Origin of the sequence: Pseudonocardia lacus (genome assembly GCF_018531445.1) — a bacterium.
In the GTDB taxonomy this organism is placed as follows: domain Bacteria; phylum Actinomycetota; class Actinomycetes; order Mycobacteriales; family Pseudonocardiaceae; genus Pseudonocardia; species Pseudonocardia lacus.
Window position 1 is genome coordinate 1 of sequence record NZ_JAHDTH010000148.1, and the last position, 21216, is coordinate 21216.

General features: G+C 76.1%; 20 protein-coding genes. 7 read left to right on the forward strand and 13 right to left on the reverse strand.

Annotation, left to right across the window (positions count from 1 at the left end):
• Positions 1-246: 246 nt before the first annotated feature.
• Positions 247-765: a sigma-70 family RNA polymerase sigma factor gene (locus tag KIK08_RS26555; RefSeq protein WP_214405987.1), complete on the forward strand. Its 519-nt coding sequence runs from the start codon at positions 247-249 to the stop codon at positions 763-765.
• Complete coding sequence (locus KIK08_RS26560; RefSeq protein WP_214405988.1) at positions 762-1460, forward strand: zf-HC2 domain-containing protein; 699 nt, start codon at positions 762-764, stop codon at positions 1458-1460. Before KIK08_RS26555 ends, KIK08_RS26560 begins: the two co-directional genes overlap by 4 nt.
• 108 nt (positions 1461-1568) lie before the next feature.
• Here the strand turns inward: KIK08_RS26560 and KIK08_RS26565 are convergent, their stop codons facing one another.
• Complete coding sequence (locus KIK08_RS26565; RefSeq protein ID WP_214405989.1) at positions 1569-2219, reverse strand: O-methyltransferase; 651 nt, start codon at positions 2217-2219, stop codon at positions 1569-1571.
• A 75-nt stretch (positions 2220-2294) separates the two neighbouring features.
• Here KIK08_RS26565 and KIK08_RS26570 point away from each other — a divergent pair, with 75 nt between their 5' ends.
• Positions 2295-2900: a TetR/AcrR family transcriptional regulator gene (locus KIK08_RS26570; RefSeq protein ID WP_214405990.1), complete on the forward strand. Its 606-nt coding sequence runs from the start codon at positions 2295-2297 to the stop codon at positions 2898-2900.
• On the opposite strand, the gene KIK08_RS26575 is transcribed toward KIK08_RS26570, so the two are convergent.
• The 3 genes from KIK08_RS26575 to KIK08_RS26585 are packed head-to-tail and all read right to left on the reverse strand — an operon-like array spanning position 2895 to position 4446.
• Complete coding sequence (locus tag KIK08_RS26575) at positions 2895-3779, reverse strand: WXG100 family type VII secretion target (protein ID WP_214405991.1); 885 nt, start codon at positions 3777-3779, stop codon at positions 2895-2897. The genes KIK08_RS26570 and KIK08_RS26575 overlap by 6 nt on opposite strands.
• Entirely contained in the window at positions 3776-4081 is a 306-nt protein-coding gene (locus KIK08_RS26580) for a hypothetical protein (RefSeq protein WP_214405992.1), read from the reverse strand. Before KIK08_RS26580 ends, KIK08_RS26575 begins: the two co-directional genes overlap by 4 nt.
• Positions 4078-4446, reverse strand: coding sequence for a YbaB/EbfC family nucleoid-associated protein (locus KIK08_RS26585; protein WP_214405993.1), 369 nt, complete (start codon positions 4444-4446; stop codon positions 4078-4080). Before KIK08_RS26585 ends, KIK08_RS26580 begins: the two co-directional genes overlap by 4 nt.
• 444 nt (positions 4447-4890) lie before the next feature.
• On the opposite strand from KIK08_RS26585, the gene KIK08_RS26590 reads away from it, so the two are divergent.
• On the forward strand, positions 4891-5169 hold the full coding sequence (locus KIK08_RS26590) for a heavy-metal-associated domain-containing protein (RefSeq protein WP_214405994.1): 279 nt from the start codon (positions 4891-4893) through the stop codon (positions 5167-5169).
• A 7-nt stretch (positions 5170-5176) separates the two neighbouring features.
• On the opposite strand, the gene hutI is transcribed toward KIK08_RS26590, so the two are convergent.
• From hutI to hutH, 5 genes are all read right to left on the reverse strand, one after another.
• Positions 5177-6319 (reverse strand): imidazolonepropionase, encoded by a 1143-nt coding sequence (hutI, locus tag KIK08_RS26595; RefSeq protein ID WP_308257915.1) that lies wholly within the window; start codon positions 6317-6319, stop codon positions 5177-5179.
• 104 nt (positions 6320-6423) lie between these two features.
• Positions 6424-7725: a formimidoylglutamate deiminase gene (locus KIK08_RS26600; protein ID WP_214405996.1), complete on the reverse strand. Its 1302-nt coding sequence runs from the start codon at positions 7723-7725 to the stop codon at positions 6424-6426.
• A complete protein-coding gene (locus KIK08_RS26605) occupies positions 7722-8891 on the reverse strand; it encodes an allantoate amidohydrolase (RefSeq protein WP_214406006.1) in 1170 nt (389 codons plus the stop codon). The genes KIK08_RS26600 and KIK08_RS26605 overlap by 4 nt, the downstream gene beginning before the upstream one ends.
• 17 nt (positions 8892-8908) lie before the next feature.
• On the reverse strand, positions 8909-10567 hold the full coding sequence (gene hutU, locus KIK08_RS26610; RefSeq protein WP_214405997.1) for a urocanate hydratase: 1659 nt from the start codon (positions 10565-10567) through the stop codon (positions 8909-8911).
• 183 nt (positions 10568-10750) lie between these two features.
• Positions 10751-12280 carry a histidine ammonia-lyase gene (gene hutH, locus KIK08_RS26615; RefSeq protein ID WP_214405998.1) on the reverse strand — a complete coding sequence of 510 codons (1530 nt, stop codon included), beginning with the start codon at positions 12278-12280 and terminating at the stop codon, positions 10751-10753.
• Between the two features lie 89 nt (positions 12281-12369).
• Between hutH and KIK08_RS26620 the strand changes: the two genes are divergently transcribed.
• The 3 genes from KIK08_RS26620 (at position 12370) to KIK08_RS26630 (ending at position 15530) form a co-directional block, all read left to right on the forward strand.
• The gene (locus KIK08_RS26620) at positions 12370-13131 is read left to right on the forward strand and encodes an IclR family transcriptional regulator (RefSeq protein WP_214405999.1); all 762 of its coding nucleotides are present in this window, start codon (positions 12370-12372) and stop codon (positions 13129-13131) included.
• 105 nt (positions 13132-13236) lie between these two features.
• On the forward strand, positions 13237-14565 hold the full coding sequence (locus tag KIK08_RS26625; RefSeq protein WP_214406000.1) for a GlnX family signal transduction membrane protein: 1329 nt from the start codon (positions 13237-13239) through the stop codon (positions 14563-14565).
• Positions 14562-15530 carry a glutamate ABC transporter substrate-binding protein gene (locus KIK08_RS26630; protein ID WP_214406001.1) on the forward strand — a complete coding sequence of 323 codons (969 nt, stop codon included), beginning with the start codon at positions 14562-14564 and terminating at the stop codon, positions 15528-15530. Before KIK08_RS26625 ends, KIK08_RS26630 begins: the two co-directional genes overlap by 4 nt.
• Here KIK08_RS26630 and KIK08_RS26635 read toward each other — a convergent pair.
• The 4 genes from KIK08_RS26635 to KIK08_RS26650 are packed head-to-tail and all read right to left on the reverse strand — an operon-like array spanning position 15518 to position 21035.
• The gene (locus KIK08_RS26635) at positions 15518-16195 is read right to left on the reverse strand and encodes an FHA domain-containing protein (RefSeq protein WP_214406002.1); all 678 of its coding nucleotides are present in this window, start codon (positions 16193-16195) and stop codon (positions 15518-15520) included. The two genes, KIK08_RS26630 and KIK08_RS26635, sit on opposite strands and share 13 nt — an antisense overlap.
• Positions 16196-16199: 4 nt before the next feature.
• Positions 16200-17513, reverse strand: a complete 1314-nt coding sequence (locus KIK08_RS26640; protein ID WP_214406003.1) for a vWA domain-containing protein — start codon at positions 17511-17513, stop codon at positions 16200-16202.
• The gene (locus tag KIK08_RS26645; protein ID WP_214406004.1) at positions 17510-18520 is read right to left on the reverse strand and encodes a protein phosphatase 2C domain-containing protein; all 1011 of its coding nucleotides are present in this window, start codon (positions 18518-18520) and stop codon (positions 17510-17512) included. Before KIK08_RS26645 ends, KIK08_RS26640 begins: the two co-directional genes overlap by 4 nt.
• Positions 18521-18542: 22 nt before the next feature.
• Positions 18543-21035, reverse strand: coding sequence for a serine/threonine-protein kinase (locus tag KIK08_RS26650; protein ID WP_214406005.1), 2493 nt, complete (start codon positions 21033-21035; stop codon positions 18543-18545).
• Positions 21036-21216: the final 181 nt, after the last annotated feature.

A 21216-nucleotide genomic window follows, 5' to 3' on the forward strand; every position in this document is an offset into this window, starting at 1 on the left:
CGGAGCGTCGGCGGGCGCGGCCGGGGCGGCCGGCGCCGCGCTGCACGCGCCCAGCGCGAGCACCGCGGTCGCGGCCGCGATCGCGCTGGCCAGACGGCTGACGGACATGGGACACCTTCCGGGTGGGAACCGGCTTCGAACGTGACACGGCCGGGGCGCGCGGCGGGTTCACGCCACTCGCGAGAATCCGCAAAGAATCTTGGTCGGGCGTTGACCCAGTCGGTCGCGGCGTCCGTGTGAGGGGTTGTGGCACGGACCCCGAGGGACGAGGCGCTGATCACGGCGGTCTACGCCGAGCACGGTCGCGCCCTGCTCGCCTACGCCACCCGGCTCACCGGCGATCGGGCGACGGCGGAAGACGTGGTACAGGAGACCTTGGTGCGCGTGTGGAAGCACCCCGACGTTCTGGTGAACGGGAGGGGGTCGGTGCGGGGCTGGTTGCTCACCGTGGTGCGCAACATCGTCATCGACCGCGCGCGGGCCAGGTCGTCGCGGCCGTCGGAGGTCACCGACGACGAGATCGTGGCGCCGATCGCGCCCGACCACGCCGGCGGTGTCGTCGACTCGCTCACCGTGCTGGCCGCGCTCGAACAGCTCTCCCCCGAGCACCGCGGCGTGCTCGCGCACCTGTACTTCGCCGGTCGCACGCTCGACGAGACCGCACAGGTGCTGGGGGTCCCACCCGGAACGGTGCGGTCCCGGAGTCACTACGCATTGAAGGCGCTGCGGCGCCTCGTGGAAACGCCTGCGGAGGTACCGGCATGACGGATCGTCACGTTGCGGGCGACCTCGGCGTCTACCTCGCGGGTGCCTTGGAGGCGCGCGAGGGCTGGGCCGTCGAGTCGCATCTCGCAGCATGCGGATGGTGTTCGAACGAGCTGAGGGAGCTGCGCGAGGTGACCGCCCTGCTGGACGGGATGCCGCCGGAAGTGCTGCTGGACGGTCCACCGGACGGCAGCGACCTGCTGCTGCGGCGCACCGTCCGGCAGATCCGCAAGGAGGGCAGACGGGGCAGACGAGTGCTCGGCGCGGCCGCGGCCGTGCTGGTCGGCGCCGCCGGCGTGGCCGGCGGGTTCGTCTACGGCCAGCAGACCGGCAGCCCACCCCCGGTCGTCGCCCAGCAGCAGCCCCCGACCCGGACGGATCCGGTCGAGGCGCCGGTCAATGCGCTGGTGGCGAAGGCGACCGACGCCAGGACCGGGGCGGAGGCCGAGGTGACCGTGATGCCGGCCGCGGGCTACGTCCGGGTCTCGGCCACGGTCGAGGGCGTCCCGCCCGGCGAGCGCTGCAACATGGTCGTGGTGTCCAAGGACGGCGAGCGCAGGGTGGCCTTCCAGTGGGTCACCGGCGAGGGCAACGGCGAGCCGCTGACCGGCTCGGCGCTCGTGGCCCCCGACGAGGTCGCGTCGGTGGACGTGGAGAACGAGGACGGCGAGACCTTCGTGTCGGTGCCGGTCTGACCCGCGCTCCGGTCCCCGCGGGAGACGGCCGTCCCGCCGGGAACGGGGTCGTGACGAGCGAGACGGTCCCTCGGCTCGCCACGACCCCGTCCCCGGCGGGACGGCCGCTCATCCGGCGCCGGTCCAGCAGCTGATCTCCATCCCGTCCTCGACGGGGAAATCGACCCCGACGTAGCCGTTGGCCGGGTCGCGCACGTGCTCCAGGTAGGGCCGCACGCTCTCGAAGCTCGTGTCGTCGGCCAGCACGAGCGCGCCGGGGGCGAGCCGGTCGCGCAGCCCGTGCAGGACCGGCAGGTAGAGGTCCTTCCAGCCGTCCAGGAGCAGCAGGCCGATCGGGCCGGGGACGTCGGCGAGGGTCCGCAGCGCGTCCCCGGCCAGGACGGTGACGTGCCCGTCCAGCCCGGCGGCGGCCAGGTCGGCGCGTGCCGCGGCCACCTTCGCCGCGCTCAGCTCCGTGGTCAGCACCCGCCCCCGGCCGTTGTCGGCGACGGCGGCGGCCAGGTACAGCGTGGAGATTCCGAACGAGGTGCCGAACTCGACGACCGTGTCCGGTCGCGCCGATCTCACGAGGGCGTACAGCAGCGCGCCTGCCTCGGCGGAGATCGGCATGTAGACCTCGGCCAGCGCGTCGGCGCGCTCGGCCGCCGTGGCGGTGGCGAAGTCGATCCCGGTGGGGCCGCGTTCCCCGTCGTGGTCGGCCGCGGCGTGCAGCCGGTCGAGGACGGCGCGGACGGATGGTGCGGCGAGGGAGTTGGCCATGCCCGCTAGAGTAGACGCACCGTTGCGTCCAGTCTGAACGGCCTATCATCGCCGCGAGGGACGAGGAGGTGACCGGTGGTCGGCGACGCCCCCCACCGCGGCAACCGGTACGGCCGCAGCGAGCGGGCCCGCCGCAGCGTCCTGGAGGCCGCCGACGACCTGCTGGTCGAGCGCGGTTTCGCGGCGCTGACCGTCGAGGGCATCGCGGTCAGGGCGGGCGTGGCCAAGCAGACGATCTACCGCTGGTGGCCGTCGAAGACGGCGATCCTGCTGGAGGCCTACGCGCAGGACGCCGCCGAGGAGCTGACCCCGCCCGACACCGGCGACCTCGCCGCCGACCTCCGAGCGCACCTGCGCACCCTGGCCGCCTTCCTGACCGGGTCCGACGCGGGTGCGGTGTTCCGCGCGCTGGTCGGACAGGCCCAGCACGACGCCGGGCTGGCCGACCTCCTGCGCCGCGAGCACCTGGCCGGCCAGCGCGAGCGCGACCGGCTGCCGCTGGAGCGCGCCGTCGAGCGCGGTGAGCTCGACCCGGGTCTCGACCTGGACGAGCTGGTCGACCGCCTGGTCGGGCCGGTGCACTACCGCGTGCTGGTGACCGGGGTCCCGGCGCCGGCGGAGTTCACCGACGCGCTGGTGGCCGGCGTGCTGGCCACCGCGGCGCGGTCCCCTGCGTCATGACCCCGGTGGCGGCTCCTCGATGGTCGTCGTGCTGGCCTGCTTGCCTGCCTCGACGACGGCCCCGAGCCCCTCGCCCCCGAGGCGGTCGTTGACGGGCTCGGCGCCCGCGCGCAGTGCGCCTGCGTTCTCGGCGGTCCACCGACCGGCCCGCAGGACCCCCGACGCCAGCCCGCCGACCGCGCCGCCGGCGTCGGCGAGCGCCTCGAGCAGTCGCGCGATGCGCTCGGCGAGCCGCCCGGCCAGCACGATCGCGTCGGTGATGGCCCAGCCGATCGCGGCGGCGAGGGAGACCCCGCTGGTGACCAGCGCGAGGAAGCTCCCGAGCAGCAGCCACTTCACGACCTCGGCGATGAAGTCGGCGATCGCGTCGCGCACGACCGATCGCACGGTGCCCACGTAGGCGGCCGAGGTGATCAGTGCGGTGGCGAAGAGGTCGACCTGCGCGGAGACCTCCGCCATCCGCTCGGCCCGCTGCTGGGCGGCCTGCCGGTAGGCGTCGGCGGCCTCACCGGTCCACGGCACGGCTCCGGTGACGGCCAGGCCCTGCTGCGCGGCGGCGACGGCGGACAGCTCGACCGAGACCCGGTGCCAGGACCGGGCCTCGGCCACGACCTCGTCCGGATCACCGGCCAGCACGCCCAGCAGATCGCTGAGGAACCCGACGTGCTCCATGATCCAGCCCGCGCCCGCCGAGAACAGCGAGCCGAACGGGTCGACCACGAAGCCCAGGGTGTCCAGCGCGGCGGCGGCGGTGGCGCAGACGATCTCGAAGCCGTCGCCGCTGCCGAGCGCGGCGATCCCGTCGTCGTAGCTGGAGAAGATGCCCGCGCCGTCGAGCGCATTCGGCGTCTCCGGCTCGACGTCGAACGGGGCGCTCACCGCGCGAGCCCGTCGAACGCCGCGACCGCTGCCCGCTCGGTGTCGAGGTACCCGTCGCGGGCCTCGCGCAGCCCGTCGGCGCCGCGGCCGGTGCCGAGGGCGAGGTCGTCGAGCCCGCTCCGGATCTGCGCCGCGGCCTGGCCGGCGGGTCCGGCGAAGACCTGCCCCGTCAATCCGAAGGCCAGCGGGGCGACGGGGCGGCCGCCGTCGGCGGCGGCGCGCACGCGCGCGGCGAGCTCGCCGGTCCGCGCGGCGGTGTCGGCGAGGTCCTCGGTGCCGACCCGGAAGCCGCCGGCCGTCACGGCCGGTCCCCGTCCGGACGGGACGGCCCGGCCGCCAGGTGGCCGCGCAGCATGCGCATCGCCGCGCTGCCGTCGCCCAGCAGCGGGGCCATCACGGCGACCGCCTCGGCGGCGGCCTCGTGACGGGCGGTGGCGGCCGTGGCGACGATCGCGGCGGCCAGTTGCGTGCGGGTCATCTGCGCGGTCCGGTCGGAGAGCACCAGCGCGCGCAGTCCGCCCACCGGATCGACCGTGACCGTGACCGCCCCGTCGGGGCTGGTCGCCGTGGCCCCCGCGCGGGCCAGCGCATCCTGCGCGCGCCCGGCGCGCGCTTCGAGCTCGGCGAGCCGGGTGCGGTAGCCGGCCAGCCATTCCTCTGCGTCCACGATCGGCGACGCTACGTGCGCGACCCCTGCTCCCGTGGCCGTTCCGCGCAACTCGTCGGGAAGCCCCTCGTCGGGCAGTCACCGTGGTGACGACGTCGTTACCGTCCCGTGACCGGTAGCGGTGGTGCGTCGACCGTCCCCGGAGGCCTCGACCGCTCGCCCGGTCACGGCGTGCGGTCGTCATCGGACGGTGGGCGTCGACGGCACCGGCCGGTCCGCTGCGCCGAGCGGCTGACATGGGATTCCTGAAACCGCGGCGTGGCGTACGGTGGCGCTGTTGCAGTCGATCGGCGGAACGCTCTGCCGCTCGGCGCGGTGGAACGGACGTGCGGCGTCGCCGTCCCTCAGGAGAGCAACTCGCCGGTGCCGGGCCTCCCTATGGTCCCGGACGAACGACGAGAACTCCCCGACGTCGCTCACCGAACTTCCATCCCAGGAGATCCGATGCGAACCATGGAATCCCGCCCGGCCTTCGGCATCGTGCGCACCGAGCTGGCGGTCGTCGGCATGAACTGCACGAGCTGCGCCCGGCACGTGGAGACCGCGCTGGTGACCCTCGGCGACGTCACCGCCGACGTGGACATCGTCTCGGCCACCGCCGCCGTGACCCACCCCGCGACCCTGCCGGTCGCCGACCTCGTGGCCGCGATCGAGGACGCCGGCTACGTCGTCGTCGGCGAGGGCGCCGGCGCGCTGGGCGCCGCGCTGCCCGAGGCCGGCTGACCACCAGTCAGAGTTCGAGCGCCCGGGCGATCGGCACCCCCGGCCGGTAGGCCAGGTGCAGGTGGCTGGGGGCGTCGAGCACCGCGAGGTCGGCCGCGCCGCCGACGGTGACGACCCCGACGTCGCCGCGGCGCAGCGCGGCCGCTCCGCCCGCGGTGGCGGCCCACAGCGCCTCACCCGGCGCCATCCCCATCTCCCGCACCGCCAGCGCGATCATCAGCGGCATCGACGAGGAGAAGCAGGTCCCCGGGTTGCAGTCGGTGGCCAGCGCCACCACCACCCCGGCGTCGAGCAGCCCGCGCGCGTCCGGGTACGGCGAGCGGGTGCTGAACTCCACCCCCGGCAGCAGCGTCGCCACCGTCTCACCGCCGGCCAGCGCGTCCACGTCGGCGCCGGTCAGGTGCGTGCAGTGGTCGACGCTGGCCGCGCCCAGCTCCACCGCCAGGCGCACCCCGGGCCCCGGGCCCAACTGGTTGCCGTGCACCCGCAGCCCCAGCCCGGCGGCCCGACCCGCCTCCAGCACCGCCCGGGACTCGTCGCCGTCGAAGGCGTGGCGGCTGCCCGGCTCGCAGAACACGTCGACCCACCGGGCGTGCGGCGCGCAGGCGGCCAGCATCGGCCCGGTCACCAGGTCGAGGTAGCCGGCCCGGTCGGCGCCCGCCGGCACGACGTGGGCGCCGAGGAACGTCGTCTCGCCGGTCACCTCGCCGGCCAGCCGCAGCGCCCGGACCTCGTCGTCGACGGTCAGCCCGTAGCCGCTCTTGACCTCCACGGTCGTGGTGCCCTGGCGGCGCATCTCCGCGACCCGCCCGCCCAGCAGGGCCCGCAGGCGGTCGTCGCCTGCGGCGCGGGTGGCCGCGACCGTGGTGGCGATGCCGCCGCCGTCATAGGGCTCGCCGGTCATCCGGGCCGCGAACTCCGCGCCCCGGTCGCCGTCGAACACCAGGTGCGCGTGCGAGTCGACGAACCCCGGCACGACCGCGCGGCCGCCCAGGTCGCGGCGCTCGTCGACGGCCGGTGCGGCGGCCGCGGCCCCCACCCAGGCCACCCGGCCGCCCTGGACGACCACGGCCGCGTCCCGCAGCACCCCCAGCGCCGAGCCGTCCCCGACGCCCGGGTCGTTCGTGACCAGCTCCCCGATCCCCGTCACCAGCGTCGCCGACCCCTGACGAGGTTCAGGAAAGCCACGATGCTGCCCGGAGAGGGCAGTATCGTGGCTTTCCTGAACCGGGGGGCGGGCGGGATCGGCGGGGGTCACGGGTCCTCCGAGAGGGGGGTGATGGCGGCGCTGAGGAGGGGGGCGATGTCGCCGAGGCGGTGCCGGCCCTCCCGGACGACGACGTCACCGCCGACGAGCACCGTGTCGACGTCGGCGGCGGTGGCCACCAGCAGGATCTGGGCCGGGTCGGCGCCGGCCGTGCGGACGGTGTCGGTGCGCAGGGCGACCAGGTCGGCCGGCGCGCCGACGGCGAGCCCGGCGTCGCTGCCGCCGATCGCGGAGTGCCGACACAGGGCGGCGAGCAGGTCCTCGGGGCGGAACCGGCCGCGCCGGCCGGAGGCCAGCCGGGCGTGCATCTCCAGCGCCCGCGCCTCCTCGACGAGGTCGACCACGGCGTGTTGATCGCTGCCCAGCGACAGCGGGGAGCCGGCCGCGGCCAGCTCGACGGCCGGGCCGATGCCGTCGGCCAGGTCGCGCTCGGTGGTGGGGCACAGGCAGGCGCCGGTGCCGCTCGATCCGAGCGCGGTGATGTCGGCGGGGCTCAGGTGGGTCGCGTGCACGGCCGTGGTGGTGGGGCCGAGCAGCCCTTCGGCCCCGAGCAGCCCGGTCGGGGTGAGCCCGTGGGCGGCCAGGCAGGCGGTGTTCTCGGCGGGCTGCTCGGAGAGGTGCACGTGCAGCGGCCGCCCGGCGGCGACGTCGGCCACGGTGGACAGTGCCGCGCGCGGTACCGCGCGCACCGAGTGGACGGCGGTGCCGTGCGCCGGTCCTGAGCCGGCGCGCTCCGCCCAGGCGTGGACGTCGCCGTCGCCGAACCGCAGCTGTACCCCCTCCAGCGGGCGGTGGCCACCGGCGTCGAGGCCGCCGGCGAGGTAGCAGGTGTCCAGCAGGGTCAGCCGGACGCCGGCCGCGGCCGCCGCCTCGACGAGCGCGCGCGACATGGCGTGCGGATCGTCGTAGGGGCGCCCGCCCGGACCGTGGTGCAGGTAGTGGAACTCGCCGACCGCGCTCACCCCGGCCAGCGCCATCTCGGCGTAGGCCGCCGTGGCCAGCGCCCGGTACGAGTCGGGGTCGAGCTTCCCGGCGACGGCGTACATGCGCTCGCGCCAGGTCCAGAACGTGCCACCGCGGTCGTGGGTGCGCCCGCGCAGGGCGCGGTGGAACGCGTGGCTGTGGCCGTTGGCGAACCCGGGCAGGGCGACGCCGGGCAGCCGCCGCGCGTCGCCGGCGGCCGAGCCCGGCCGCACGGCCGCGAACCGGCCGTCGGCCACCTCGAACAGCACGTCGCGGGCGGGGCCGGTGGGCAGCAGGGCGTGCGGGCTCCAGTAGGCCGTGCTCACGCGAGCATGCTCGCCAGTACCGTGCTCAGCGCCCGCACCCCGGCCTCGCAGTCGTCGGGTTCGGCGTGCTCCAGCGGCGAGTGCGAGACGCCGGTCGGGTTGCGGACGAACAGCATCGCGGTGGGGATGCCGGCCGCGGACAGGATCCCGGCGTCGTGGCCGGCCCCGGTGTCGAGCACCGGGACGCCGCCGAGCAGCTCGGCCAGCCGCGCGGCCAGGTCCGGGTCGAACGGGGTGACCTCGGTCCAGGACTCCTGCTCGACGCGGCCGCCGTGCTCCTCCACCGCGGCGGTGACGTCGGCGACGGTCGCCAGCACCCCCTCGCGCAGGGAGCCCCGCGCGTCGAGCCAGCCGGTGACGCGCGAGGGGATGGCGTTCACCCCGTTCGGCTCGACGCGCAGCTTGCCGCAGGTGGCGACGGTGCCGTGGCGCTCGGCGGCCGCGCGGGCCGCGAGGACCACCGCGGCCAGCGCCAGCATCGGGTCGCGCCGGTCGGCCAGCCGGGTCGTACCGGCGTGGTTGGCCTCGCCGGGCAGGTCGTAGCGCCAGCGGCCGTGCGGGCGGATCGCGGAGCCGACGGCCACGGCCGCGTCCATGTCGACCATCGCCCGGCCCTGCTCGACGTGCAGCTCGACGAACGCGCCGACCCGGCGCAGGGCCTCGTCGTCGCGCCCGACGTGCTCGACGTCGAGCCCGGCGGCGGCCATCGCCTCGTGCATCCGCACGCCGTCGCCGTCGACCAGCCCGCGGGCCCGGCCGGCGTCCAGGGCCCCGGTGACCAGCCGCGAGCCCGCGCAGGCGATGCCGAACCGGGCGCCCTCCTCGTCGCCGAAGTGCACCACCGCGAGCGGTCTGGCCGGGCGCACGCCGGCCTCGCGCAGCGCGTCGACCGCGGCCAGCGCGGACACCACGCCCAGCGGCCCGTCGAAGGCGCCGCCGTCGGGCACCGAGTCGAGGTGGGAGCCGACCGCGACGCCGGGGCCGTCGGCGTCGGGGTCGCCCCACCAGGCCCACTGATTGCCGGCCCGGTCGGTGACCAGGTCGAGCCCGCGGGCCGCGGCCTGCCCGGCGAACCACTCGCGCAGCCGCGCGTCCTCGCTGGTCCAGGCGTAGCGCCGGTAGCCGCCGGTGCCGGCCTTCCCCAGCTGCTCCAGCTCGCCCCACATGCCCCAGAAGGATCCCGTCACGGGGCCTCCCGCATGGGGATGCGGATGTCGTGGGTGTCGGCGGTGTCGGCGGCGAGGTCGTAGCCGGCGTCGACGTGGCGCAGGACGCCGGTGGCGGGGTCGTTGGTGAGCACCCGCTCCAGCTTGGCCGCGGCCAGCTCGGTGCCGTCGGCCACGCTGACCTGCCCGGCGTGGATCGAGCGGCCGATGCCCACCCCGCCGCCGTGGTGGATCGAGACCCAGCTCGCCCCCGACGACGTGCTGACCAGCGCGTTGAGCAGCGGCCAGTCGGCGATGGCGTCGGAGCCGTCGGCCATGGCCTCGGTCTCGCGGTAGGGCGAGGCGACCGACCCGGTGTCGAGGTGGTCGCGCCCGATCACGATCGGCGCGGAGACCTCCCCGGAGGCGACCAGCTCGTTGAAGCGCAGCCCGGCGCGGTCCCGCTCGCCCTGGCCCAGCCAGCAGATCCGGGCGGGCAGGCCCTGGAACGCGACGCGCTCGCCCGCCGCCCTGATCCAGCGGTGCAGCTGGTCGTTGTCCGGGAAGAGGTCGAGCACGGCGCGGTCGGTGGCGTGGATGTCGGCGGGATCGCCCGACAGCGCCACCCACCGGAACGGGCCCCTGCCCTCGCAGAACAGCGGCCGGATGTAGGCCGGCACGAAGCCCGGGAACGCGAAGGCCCGCGCGAAGCCGCCCTGGCGGGCCTCGTCGCGCAGCGAGTTGCCGTAGTCGAAGACCTCGGCCCCGCCGTCCTGGAAGCCGACCATGGCCTCGACGTGGCGGGCCATCGACGCGCGGGCGCGGTCGGTGAACTCCTCGGGCTTCTTGGCCGCGTAGTCGTCCCAGTCGTCGAGGTCGACGCCCTCGGGCAGGTAGGACAGCGGGTCGTGGGCCGAGGTCTGGTCGGTGACGATGTCGACCTCGACGCCGCGGCGCAGCAGCTCGGGCAGCACGGTGGCGCAGTTGCCGACGACGCCGACCGACAGTGCCCGCCGGGCGGCCTTCGCCTCCGCGCACAGCCGCACCGCCTCGTCGAGCGAGTCGGCCACCTCGTCGAGGTAGCGGTGCTCGACCCGGCGGCGCAGGCGGGCGCCGTCGACGTCGACGACCAGGCACGCGCCGCCGTTGAGGGTGACCGCGAGCGGCTGCGCCCCGCCCATGCCGCCGCAGCCGCCGGTCACCGTCAGCGTGCCGGCGAGGGTGCCGTCGAAGCGCTTCGCGGCGACCGCGGCGAACGTCTCGTAGGTGCCCTGCAGGATGCCCTGGGTGCCGATGTAGATCCACGAGCCCGCGGTCATCTGCCCGTACATCGTCAGCCCGAGCCGCTCCAGCCTGCGGAACTCCGGCCAGGTGGCCCAGTCGCCCACCAGGTTCGAGTTGGCGATCAGCACGCGCGGGGCCCACTCGTGGGTGCGCAGCACCCCGACCGGGCGACCGGACTGCACCAGCATCGTCTCGTCGTCGGCGAGCGTGGTCAGCGTGCGGACCATGGCGTCGAACGAGCGCCAGTCGCGCGCGGCCCGCCCGGTGCCGCCGTAGACGACCAGGTCGTCGGGGCGTTCGGCGACCTCGGGGTCGAGGTTGTTCTGCAGCATCCGCAGCGGGGCCTCGGTCTGCCATGACCGGGCGGTCAGCGCGGTGCCGCGGGGAGCACGCACCGGTCGTGCGCCGTCCATCGGGGGTCCTTCCTCGGGAACGGGTCGTGGGCGAGCTGGCGAGCGGATCACCACCACCGCGCCTGCGGTGGGCGGGTCCCTGGTTCATACCGGAGGAACCCGCCCACCACGAGGGCGCAGCAGTGTGATCGGTGCTCGGGGTCGGGCGGCTCCGACCTCGCTGTCGGGGTCAGCGCGGTCGGCTCAGCCCAGCGCGATCCCGGTGGCGGCGACGGCGGCGCCGCTGGCCACGAGGTCGACGGCGGCCTCGATCTCGGGGGCGAGGTAGCGGTCGGGGCCGGGGCCGTCGACCCGGCGGCGCAGCGCGTCGCGGACGGCGGCGGTCGCCGGGGCCGGGGCGAGCGGGGCGCGCAGGTCGAGCGCGCGCGCACCGGTGAGCAGTTCGACGGCGACGACGCGGGTGAGCCCGTCGATGGCCCGGCGCAGCTTGCGGGCCGCGGACCAGCCCATCGAGACGTGGTCCTCCTGCATCGCGCTGGACGGGATCGAGTCCACCGACGCCGGCACGGCCAGCCGCTTGAGCTCGGCCACGATCGCCGCCTGCGTGTACTGGGCGATCATGTGGCCGGAGTCGACGCCGGGGTCGTCGGCCAGGAACGCGGGCAACCCGTGGCTGCGCGCGGTGTCCAGCATCCGGTCGGTGCGCCGCTCGCTCATCGAGGCGAGGTCGGCCACCGCGATGGCCAGGAAGTCGAGCACGTAGGCCAGCGGCGCGCCGTGGAAGTTGCCGTTGCTCTCCAGCCGGCCGTCGACGGTGACGGCGGGGTTGTCGACGGCCGAGGCCAGCTCCCGCGCCGCCACCGCGGACGCGTGGGCGACGGTGTCGCGGGCCGCCCCGTGCACCTGCGGGGTGCAGCGCAGCGAGTAGGCGTCCTGGACGCGGGTGCACTCGGGGTTGCGGTGGCTGGCCATGATCGCCGAGCCGTCGAGCAGCGCCCGCAGGTTGGCCGCGGAGTCGGCCTGCCCGGGGTGCGGGCGCAGCTGCTGCAGGTCGGGGGCGAACACGGCGTCGGTGCCGAGCAGGGCCTCCACGCTGATCGCCGCGGCGACGTCGGCGGCGCGCAGCAGCGCGGTGAGGTCGTGGCAGGCCAGTACGAGCATGCCGAGCATGCCGTCGGTGCCGTTGATCAGTGCCAGGCCCTCCTTCTCGGCCAGCACCACGGGGGTGATCCCGGCCTCGGCGAGCGCCTCGGCGGCGGGGCGCAGCACGCCGTCGGCGTCGCGGACCTCGCCCTCGCCGATCGCGGCGAGGGCGCAGTGGGCCAGCGGGGCGAGGTCGCCCGAGCAGCCCAGCGAGCCGTACTCCTTCACGACCGGGGTGATGCCCGCGGTGAGCATGGCGGCGTAGGTGCGGGCCGTCTCCAGCCGCACGCCCGTGCGGCCGGTGGCCAGGGTGTGCAGGCGCAGGAGCATGAGGGCGCGCACGACCTCGCGCTCGACCTCGGCGCCCGAGCCCGCGGCGTGCGAGCGGACCAGGCTGCGCTGCAGGTCGGCCCGCAGCTCGGCGGGGATGTGGCGGGTGGCGAGCGCACCGAAGCCGGTGGACACGCCGTAGTGCGGTTCGACGTCGTCGGCCAGGGCCTCGACGACCTTGCGGCTGGTGGCGATCTCGAACTCCGCCTCGGGGCTCAGCGTCGCGCCGACCCCGTCCCTGGCTACGGCAATGATCTCCTGGAAGGACAGCGGCTCGACGCCGACGGTGACAGAGGGCATCGCGTAATCCGACACCGTCACCTGCCCGTGCACCATGACCAGTCGGCGACCACTGTCCGGGATCCCGGAATGTTGTCTAGTGTCGGCCGGTGACCGCCCGCCCCGAGAAAGCGCCGGCGGCGCGGCAGGTGCTGGAGATCCTCAACCACCTCGCCCGGCAGGCCGGCCCGGTGCCGGCCGCGGCGGTCGCCCGTGATCTGGGCCTGCCCCGGTCCACCACCTACCAACTGCTGGCCACGATGGTGGAGAGCGGGTTCGTGGTGCACCTGGCCGACGAGCGGCGCTACTGCCTGGGCACGGCCGCCTACGAGCTCAGCTCGGGCTACAGCCGCTCGGAGCCGCTGGTCCGGTTGGCGCGCGTGCCGATGACCAGACTGGCCGAACGGACGGGCCACGTCGCGCACCTCGCGGTCCTGCACGGCAACGAGGTCCTGTACGTGATCGAGAACCGGCCGGCCGGGGCGCCGCAGCTCAACAGCGACGTCGGGGTCCGGCTGCCGGCCGAGCTGACCGCCAGCGGGAAGGCGATGCTGGCTGCGCTGCCGGCCGCCCAGGTGGGGGCCCTGTTCATGAACCCGGACGCGTTCGCCGGGCGGGCCGGCGCCGCGTCCCTGCCGGCGCTGCGCGCGCTGCTCGCGCAGACCCGCCGGCGCGGGTACGCGGTGGAGGACGGCGAGGTGACCCCGGGCATCGCCGCGGTCGGGGTGGCGGTGATCGACCGGGCCGGCTACCCGGTGGCGGGGGTGGCGGTGTCCTTCCCGAGGGAGGTGGCCCCGGCCGGGATCGTCGACGAGGTGGTGCGCACGGCGCAGGTCGTCAGCAGCCGGATCGGTGGCCCGTCGACCCGGTAGGTACCCCCGATCGGCGTCACCCGGTCCGGTCACGGGCTGGCGCTAGCCTCATGCCCTGATCCGTGATCGTCGGTCCGTGGTCGTTGCGCTGGGGGGTGCACTGGGATGGGTGCGGGGGTGGTGAGCCGGCCGTCCGGCGAGGGGGTCGCCGCGCCGGCGCGCGGGCGCCGGGCCCGCCGGCGGTCACCGCTGACCGGGGGCAGCACGCCCGAGCGGCTGCGCCGGGTCGGGGCGCTGCTGGTCCTGGGGTGCGTGGTGGCCGCGGTCGTCGCGGCGGTCAGCGGGTACGACCGGTCCGAGGCGGTGCTGGAGAGCGACACCCGGATCGCCGCGCTCGCCTCCGACGCCGCGGGGCTCTACCAGTCCCTCGCCGACGCCGACGCCACCGCGACCACCGGGTACGTCTCGGGCCGGCGGGAGTCGCCGGAGGGGCGCGCCCGCTACGACGGCGACGTCCGGCGGGCCGCCGAGCGGCTGGTGCACGCGGCGTCGCTGCTGCCGGAGGGCCACCCGGCCACCGTGCCGGTCACCACGCTCACCACGAACCTCCCGGTCTACGCGGGCCTGATGGAGACCGCGCGCACCTACAACCGGTCCGGGCTGCCGCTGGGCCAGTCGTACCTGACGCAGGCCTCGAAGCTGATGCAGCAGACGATGCTGCCGGCCGCTGCCGAGTTGCGGGCGCTGGAGACCGCCGAGCTCGCCGAGGCCTACCGCAAGGGCTCCGCGCTGCCGCTGGCGGTGCTGCTGCTCGGGCTCGGACTGCTGGCCGCGGTGGTCGACCTGGGCAACGGCGAGCGCTCCCGGACCAACCGGTTGCTCAACCCGGGGCTGGTCGTCGGGGGGATCGCGGTGCTGGCCGCGCTGGTGTGGTGGGGCCTGGCCACGGTCATGACCGGGTCGGCGCTGGGCGAGGCGTCCCGGCACACCGACGCCGTCAGCGCGCTGGACGACGCGCGCACCGCGGTGCTCAAGGCGCGCAGCAACGAGAGCCTGGTGCTGGTCGCCCGGGGCGGGGGCAGCGGCGACCGCGCCTTCGCCGGGTTGACCGAGCCCGTCATGGGCCCCGACGGTGGTGGTGGCCTGCTCGGCGCGGCCGAGGCCAGCGGCGCCGACGTGCGGGCGGTCCGCTCGGCCACGCGGAGCTGGGTGCAGGCGCACCAGGAGGTCCGGGCCCTCGACGACAGCGGCCGCTTCCAGGAGGCCGTGGAGTCGGTCATCGGCGTCGACCCGAGCACCTCGGGTGGCCGGTTCGCGGCCCTGGACGACGCGCTGGCCCGGGCGATCGCCGTCGAGCGCGACGGGATCTCCGCCGCCGTGGCCCGCGCCCGGGACGCCCAGTCGCTGCTGGCCGTGGCCCCGCCGGCGCTGTTCCTGCTGGCCGGGCTGGCGATCGCGCTCGGTGTCGCGCAGCGGGCCGGGGAGTACCGATGAGTCGCCGGGGAGGTGTGGATGTTCGCAGGCCGGCGGTCTACCTCGGGCTGGCCGGGCTGCTGGCCCTGGGCACGACGCTCGTCCCGACGTCCTCCGCCGCCGCGCCGCCGCCACCGGTGGTGGCGGCGCCGGCTCCCGCCGCCCCGGCGCCCGACTGCGACCAGGTGGTCGACAGCCTGCGCCCGCAGGGGCCGCTGCCCGAGCCGGGCGCGATGCCGCCGGGCACGACGATGGCCACCATCCAGCAGCGCGGTCGGCTGATCGCCGGGGTCGACCAGACGAAGTACCTCGTCGGCTACCGCAACCCGCTGACCGGGCAGCTGGAGGGCACCGACATCGACATCGTGCACCGCATCGCCCAGGCGATCTTCGGTGACCCGGACCGCGTGCAGTTCATCGTCTACGACATCGCCGACCGGGTGAAGGCGGTCGAGGGCAACGAGGTCGACCTGGTCGTCAACAACTTCAGCGTCACCTGTGCCCGGCAGCGCTCGGTGGAGTTCTCCGCGCCCTACCAGCTGGCCCAGCAGCGGCTGCTGGTGCCGAAGGGCTCGGGGATCCGCGAGGTCGAGGACCTCGCCGGCGGCACGGTGTGCACGTCGACGGGCTCGACGACCGAGCGCGAGCTGGAGGCGCTGCCGGTGGACATGGAGGTGGTCACCGAGATCGGCATCCCGGACTGCGTGATCCGGATGCAGCAGGGCGCCGTCGAGGCGGTCTCCAGCGACGACATCATCCTGGCCGGGCTGGCCGCGCAGGACCCGCAGACCGAGGTGGTCGGGCGGGTGCTGGCGACGGCGGGCTACGGGGTCGGGATGAGCAAGCAGGCCCCCGACCTGGTGCGCTTCGTGAACGGCGTGCTGGAGCAGGGCCGCGACGACGGCAGCCTGGAGGAGAGCTTCCGGCGCTGGTTGGGCCCGCAGCTCGATCCGGCGCCGCCGCCGGAGCCGCGCTACCGCGACTGATCGGTGCCGGCGGGCCGGGCGCGCTCGATGGTGATCGTCGTCCACGCCCCGATCCGGATGCGGTCGCCGTCGGCCAGCGGCACGGGCGCGAACGGGGCCAGTAGCGCGGTCGAGTCGCCGACCGAGGTGCCGTTGGTGGAGTCGAGGTCGACGACCTCCCACCCGCCGTCGGCGCGGGCGACGAGCAGCGCGTGCTGGGCCGAGACGCCCGGGTCGAGCGGTGGTCCGGACAGGTCGATCTCCGGGTTGGTGCCGCGCGAGCGGCTGCGCCGCCCGATGGCGACCTGGGCGCCGGTGAGCTCGAAGCGGCGCTCCGGGCAGTAGCGCGGGAACTCGACGGTGTCGACGTCGGGGCCCTCGCGGGCGCGGACCTCGTCGAACCAGGCCCGGTCGGCGCGCACCACGGCGGTCCAGACCGGGGCGGGCGCCGCGATGGGCGGCCCGGCGTCGGGCGGGTCGGGCGGGGGCAGGGCGTTGTCGTGCCCGCACTCCTCGCAGAACCGCCCGTGCAGCGGGGCGCGGCACGCCGCGCAGACGTCCCGGCCGGGCACCCGCTCGGGATCCGGCGGCGCCGGGACGGGCGGGGGTGGCGCGGACACGGCCAGCCCGCAGGTGTCGCAGTACTCGTCGTCGGCCGAGCTGTGCCCGACCGGGCAGGTGGCCACCGGCTCAGTCCGTCCCGCGCACCCGGACCGTCCTGGTGGAGCGGGTGTCCAGGCTCATCTCGTCGGCCTTGTCGACCCCGCGGCGCAGCCGGATGGTGCCGGTGGGCGCGTCGACGACGTCGACGACCCGGCCGAGCAGCTGGGCGGTCTCGTCGTTGCCCGACCCGGCGGCCAGCGCGACGGCGCGGCCCAGCCTGGCGGTCGCGGTGCGCTCGTCGCCGGTGCGCAGGGCGGCCAGCCCCTCCTGGATGGAGTCGGCGAGCTCGGCCTGCCCGGTGAAGTGCGCGACCTGGCGGCTGATCCGGGTGGACAGGGCCGGGTCGTCGGTCCAGAGCGCCTTGACCAGGCCCTGCCCCAGCACGTCGTCGGTGCCGGCGCGGCGCAGGCCGACCCGCGCGGCCAGCATCTCCGCGCCCACCGCCTGGGCGGGCACGTCGAGGCAGACGTGGTAGATGCGGGTCTCGTCGCCCCACACGCCGAGCGGGTAGTCGCCCTGGGCCGCCGGTGAGCCCGGCCTGCCGGTCTCGGTGCGCCGGTCGGTGAGGTCGGCGATGGTCGGGTCGACCTGCTTGACGAACCGGATCCGCGAGCCCTTCGGCGTCCACAGCCGCAGCAGCACGTCGGCCAGGCCCTTGCCCATCGCGGTGCTCATCATCTCGGCGAAGTCGTCGGCCAGCCGGGCCGGCTCGCGGATGAACTCGAACCCGCCCAGCAGCGCCGAGGAGATCCGGCGCAGCTCGTCGACGTTCCAGTCGGTGCCCACGCCGCGGCAGTCGCACACGAACGCGCCGGCGCACTCGGCCAGGACCCCGCTCAGCACGTCCGGCGGCTCGCCGTTCTGGCCGTCGGTCAGCAGGATGGCGTGGCGCACGGCGCCGGGATGCTGCTCGGCGATGTGCCGGGCCAGGGTCAGCCACCCGCCGATGGCGGTGCCGCCGCTGGCCAGCAGGCTGCGGGCGGCCTGAACGGCCTCGTGCCGGGTGCGGTCGTCGGCGACGGCGGTGCCGCTGCTCGGGTAGACCTGGGCGACGTCGTGGGTGCCCGCGACGACCGCGAACCGGACGCCGTCGCGGATCTGGCGCACCGCGGCCACGGTGGCCTCCCGGGCGGCGTGGATCTTGCTGCCGGACATCGACGACGAGCAGTCCACGAGGATGATCTCGACGGCGCCGCCGCCCGCCGTGGCGGCCGACCCCGCCCCGCTCGCCGTGACGGTGACGATCGCGTCGACCTGCGCCGCGCCCACGTGCAGGTAGGGGTTCTGGTCGACCTCGACGGTGAAGGACGGCTCCGACGGCGGTGCTGCGGACCGGGTCACGACCTGCTCCTCACGGTGACGGGGACGAGCACGATGGTGATGTTGTCGCGACCGCCCGCCTCGAGCGCCAGCGCGGTGAGCGCGACGGCCGCGGCCAGCGGCCCGGACTCCGCGGCCGGCCCCAGCGCGGCCGCGGCGAGCTCGGCAGGGTCGTCGAGGTAGTTCCACAGCCCGTCGGTGCACAGCAGGAGCAGCCCGTCGGCGGTGGGCCGCAGGTGGGCGAGCTCCGGCACCGGCGGCCGGTCCTCCGGGCCGAGCCAGCGGGTGATCTGGTGGGCGCGCCGGTCGGCGGTGGCCTCGGCGGGGTCCATGCCCACGGCGATCATCTCGGTGGCCCAGGAGTGGTCGCGGGTGAGCGCGCGGGAGGGCTCGGGGGAGTCGGGCGGGGCCAGCCAGTAGGCGCGGCTGTCGCCGATCCACCCGATGTGGACGTCGACCCCCTCGGCGTCCGGCAGCGGCTGGACCAGCGCCGACACCAGCGTGCACGACGGCCCGTGCGGCGCGCGCCCGAGCTTGCCGACGGCCTTCCCGGCGGCGAGCACGGCGTCGCGGGTGCGGGTGGCGCCGTCGGAGCGCCCGCGCAGCAGCGCCTCCAGCGCGGTGTCGGCGGCGGTGGTGGCGGCCAGTTCGGGGGTCAGGGTGGTCGACACGCCGTCGCAGACCACGGCCGCGACGGTGCCGGCGAGGTGGCGGCCCAGCGCCATCGCGTCCTGGTTGGTCTCGCGCACCCGGCCGCGGTCGCTGACGCCTGCGACGCCGTCGAGGACGGTCTCGACGTGCTCGGCCGGGTCACGCCGGCGCAGCCCGCAGCCGGTGCAGTACCCGTCGTCGGCGGCCCCGGGCTCGGCGGTGGTGCCGCAGTTGGCGCAGGTGGCCGCGGCCGCGGCCACGGCGGCGGTGGTGCCGTCGCGGACGGCGAGGTCGGTGCCGCAGGCCTCGCAGAAGTTCGCGGTCGGGTCGACCGGCTCGGCGCAGGCGGGGTTCGGGCAGGTGGTCGGGCGGGACACGGGGGACACGTCTATCACCGGCCTACACCCACGTCCTCGGCCGGACCTGGTTCGCGCGGTCGACCAGCGCGATCCGCTCCGCGCGGTCGGCGGCCAACCGGGCCGAGTCGCGCAGGGTGCGCTCCAGGGCCAGGCGCAGATCGCGCGCCCTCCAGCGGTGGCCCAGCAGCGGCGCGGCGCCGTTGCCCAGGCCGATCCCGGGCACCGAGACCAGGCCGACGGCGGCGTCCAGCACGGTGGCCCGGATGCGGTGCCCGGTGGCCGGGTCCAGCGGCAGGCGCTCGACCCGGGCCGCCGCGGCCCGCAGGTCCGGCTCGGCCACCACGTCGCCGGACCCGGTGCGCCCGCCGACGAGCACGGTGCGCACGGCCGCGAGCTGGGCGGCCACGTACTCGCTCGACGTCTCGGGCACCGCGTCGAGCGCGGCCGTGGCGGCCCGCGGCTGCCCGGCCCGCAACGCCACCCTGGCCAGGCCGAACGCGGCGTCGGCCAGGCTCGGGTCGGTGCGGCCGACGATCGAGTAGTAGCGCCCGGCGAGGGCGTCCAGGCCGGCGGCCTCCGCCGCGGCGGCGAGCGCGAGCTTGGGCGCGGACTCCCCGGGAAGGGTGGCCAGCACGACGTCGAACAGGTCGATCGCGGCGCGCGGGTCGCCGGCGACGAGGGCGGCGACCCCGCGCAGCCAGCCCAGCCGCCAGTCGTCGAGGCCGGCGGCGGCCATCTCGTCCAGCGCGGCGCCGGCCGAGCGCGGGTCGTCGGCCTCCAGGTGCGCGCGCACCACCCGCAGCCGCAGCTCGGGGCTGGGGTCGGCGACGGTGCCGGCCAGCCGCAGGATCTCGCCGGGTTCGGCGCCCGACGCGGTGGCCAGCACGCCCGCCGCCGGGTCGTCGGTGTCGACCAGCGGCACCGCGAGCACCTGGGCGACCCGGCCCGGGGCGGGCCGACCGGGGGCGGTGGGCTCGCCGAGCAGGCCGGAGGCGAAGCTGCCCCGCGGCGGCCCGAACACGACGGAGCGCCCGGGCCGCGGGGCGCCGTCCTCGGCGGAGAGCACCTCGCGCAGCACCCCGGTGAGCTGGTCGGCCATCTCGTCGGTGGACTCGAAGCGGCGCAGCGGGTCGGGGTCGGTCGCGCGCAGCAGCAGCCGGTGGAACGACTCGTGCCGGGCCAGCACCGGGTGCGTGGCGGCGTCGGGCAGCGGGGTGGGGGAGCCGCGGTGGGTCGGCGGCATGCCCAGCGCGAGCACCGCCAGCGTGCGGCCGACGGTGTGGATGTCCGAGCTCGGCGACGGCCCGCGCTTCGCGATCTCCGGGGCCTGGTAGCCGACGGTCCCGAACACCGCGCTGAGCTGGTCGTCCATCCGGATCACGGCGCCGAGGTCGATCAGCTTGAGCTGGCGGTCGTACTGGATGACGTTGTCGGGCTTGAAGTCGCAGTAGGCCAGGCCGAGCGAGTGCAGGTGCCCCAGCGCGGGCAGCGCCTCCAGCGCGTAGGCGATCGCCTGGCCCACCGGCAGCGGGTCGAACCCGCCGTCGGCGCGCCTGCGCGCGTTGAGCAGTTGCTTGAGAGAGGAACCGCCGACGTACTCCATGACGATGTAGCCGACCGGTTGGCCGTCCGCGTCCGGGTGCTCGACGAAGTTGAAGATCGAGACGATGGTCGGGTGGCTGAGCTGGGCCAGGAACCGGCGCTCCGCGACCGCGGCCGCCATGGCGTCGGCGTCGCCGGAGTCGAGCAGCCCCTTGAGCACGACCCACCGGTCGTTGACGTTGCGGTCGAGCGCCAGGTAGATCCAGCCCAGCCCGCCGTGGGCCAGGCAGCCCTGGACCTCGTACTGGCCGGCGACGAGCGTGCCGGGCCGCAGGGTGGGGGTGAAGTCGTAGCGGGTGCCGTCGTTGGGGCAGAAGCCCTTGAGCCGGCCCGGCTGCCCGTCGCGGCTGCGGCCCACCGGGTGGCCGCACTTGCTGCAGTAGCGCTTCTCCTCGGCGACGTGCGGATCCTCCAGCAGCGCGGTGGCCGGGTCGACGCGCGGGACGGGGGGCACGTCCACGAGCCCGGCGCCCAGCCGGCTGCGGCTGGAGGTGCTGCGGGAGCGGCCCGTGCCGCGGTAGGCGCGGCTGCCGGTGGTGGCGCTGCTCGAACCCCAGCCGGCCGTCCGGTCGCCGGTGGGGGTGCTGCCCGGGCGGGCGCCGGCCGACGTGGCGGCCAGGCCGGTGATGTCGCAGTAGCCGTCCTCGACGGTGCCGTCGCAGCCCGGGTGCGGGCACGGGCTGCCGTCGGGCGGCGGCGCGCCGGCCGCGGCTGTGGCGGGTCCGGTGGCGGGTCCGGTGGCGGGTCCGGTGGCGGGTCCGGTGACCGGCCCGCTGAACGGTCCCGGGGACGGTGCGGTGGCCGGCCCGGTGACCGGCCCGCTGAACGGCCCGGTCGCCGGGGGCCTCGGCGGGGGCGGCGCGAGGCCGCACGCGTCGCAGAAGCCGTCCTCGATGGTGCCGTCGCAGTCCGGCTGGGGGCAGTCCGTCACGGCGCCCACCTCCTCTCGCGCCCGATCATGCCGGCCGTCCGGTGGCCGGCGGGGCCAGGTACCGGCGGTAGTCGGCCAGCTCCCGGGTGGCCGCGGCCAGGTCGCACGGGGTGGTCCAGAGCAGTCGCTGCAGCCGCTCGTCGAGGCCGAGGACGTCGGGCTCCTCGGCGCGGCCCAACCG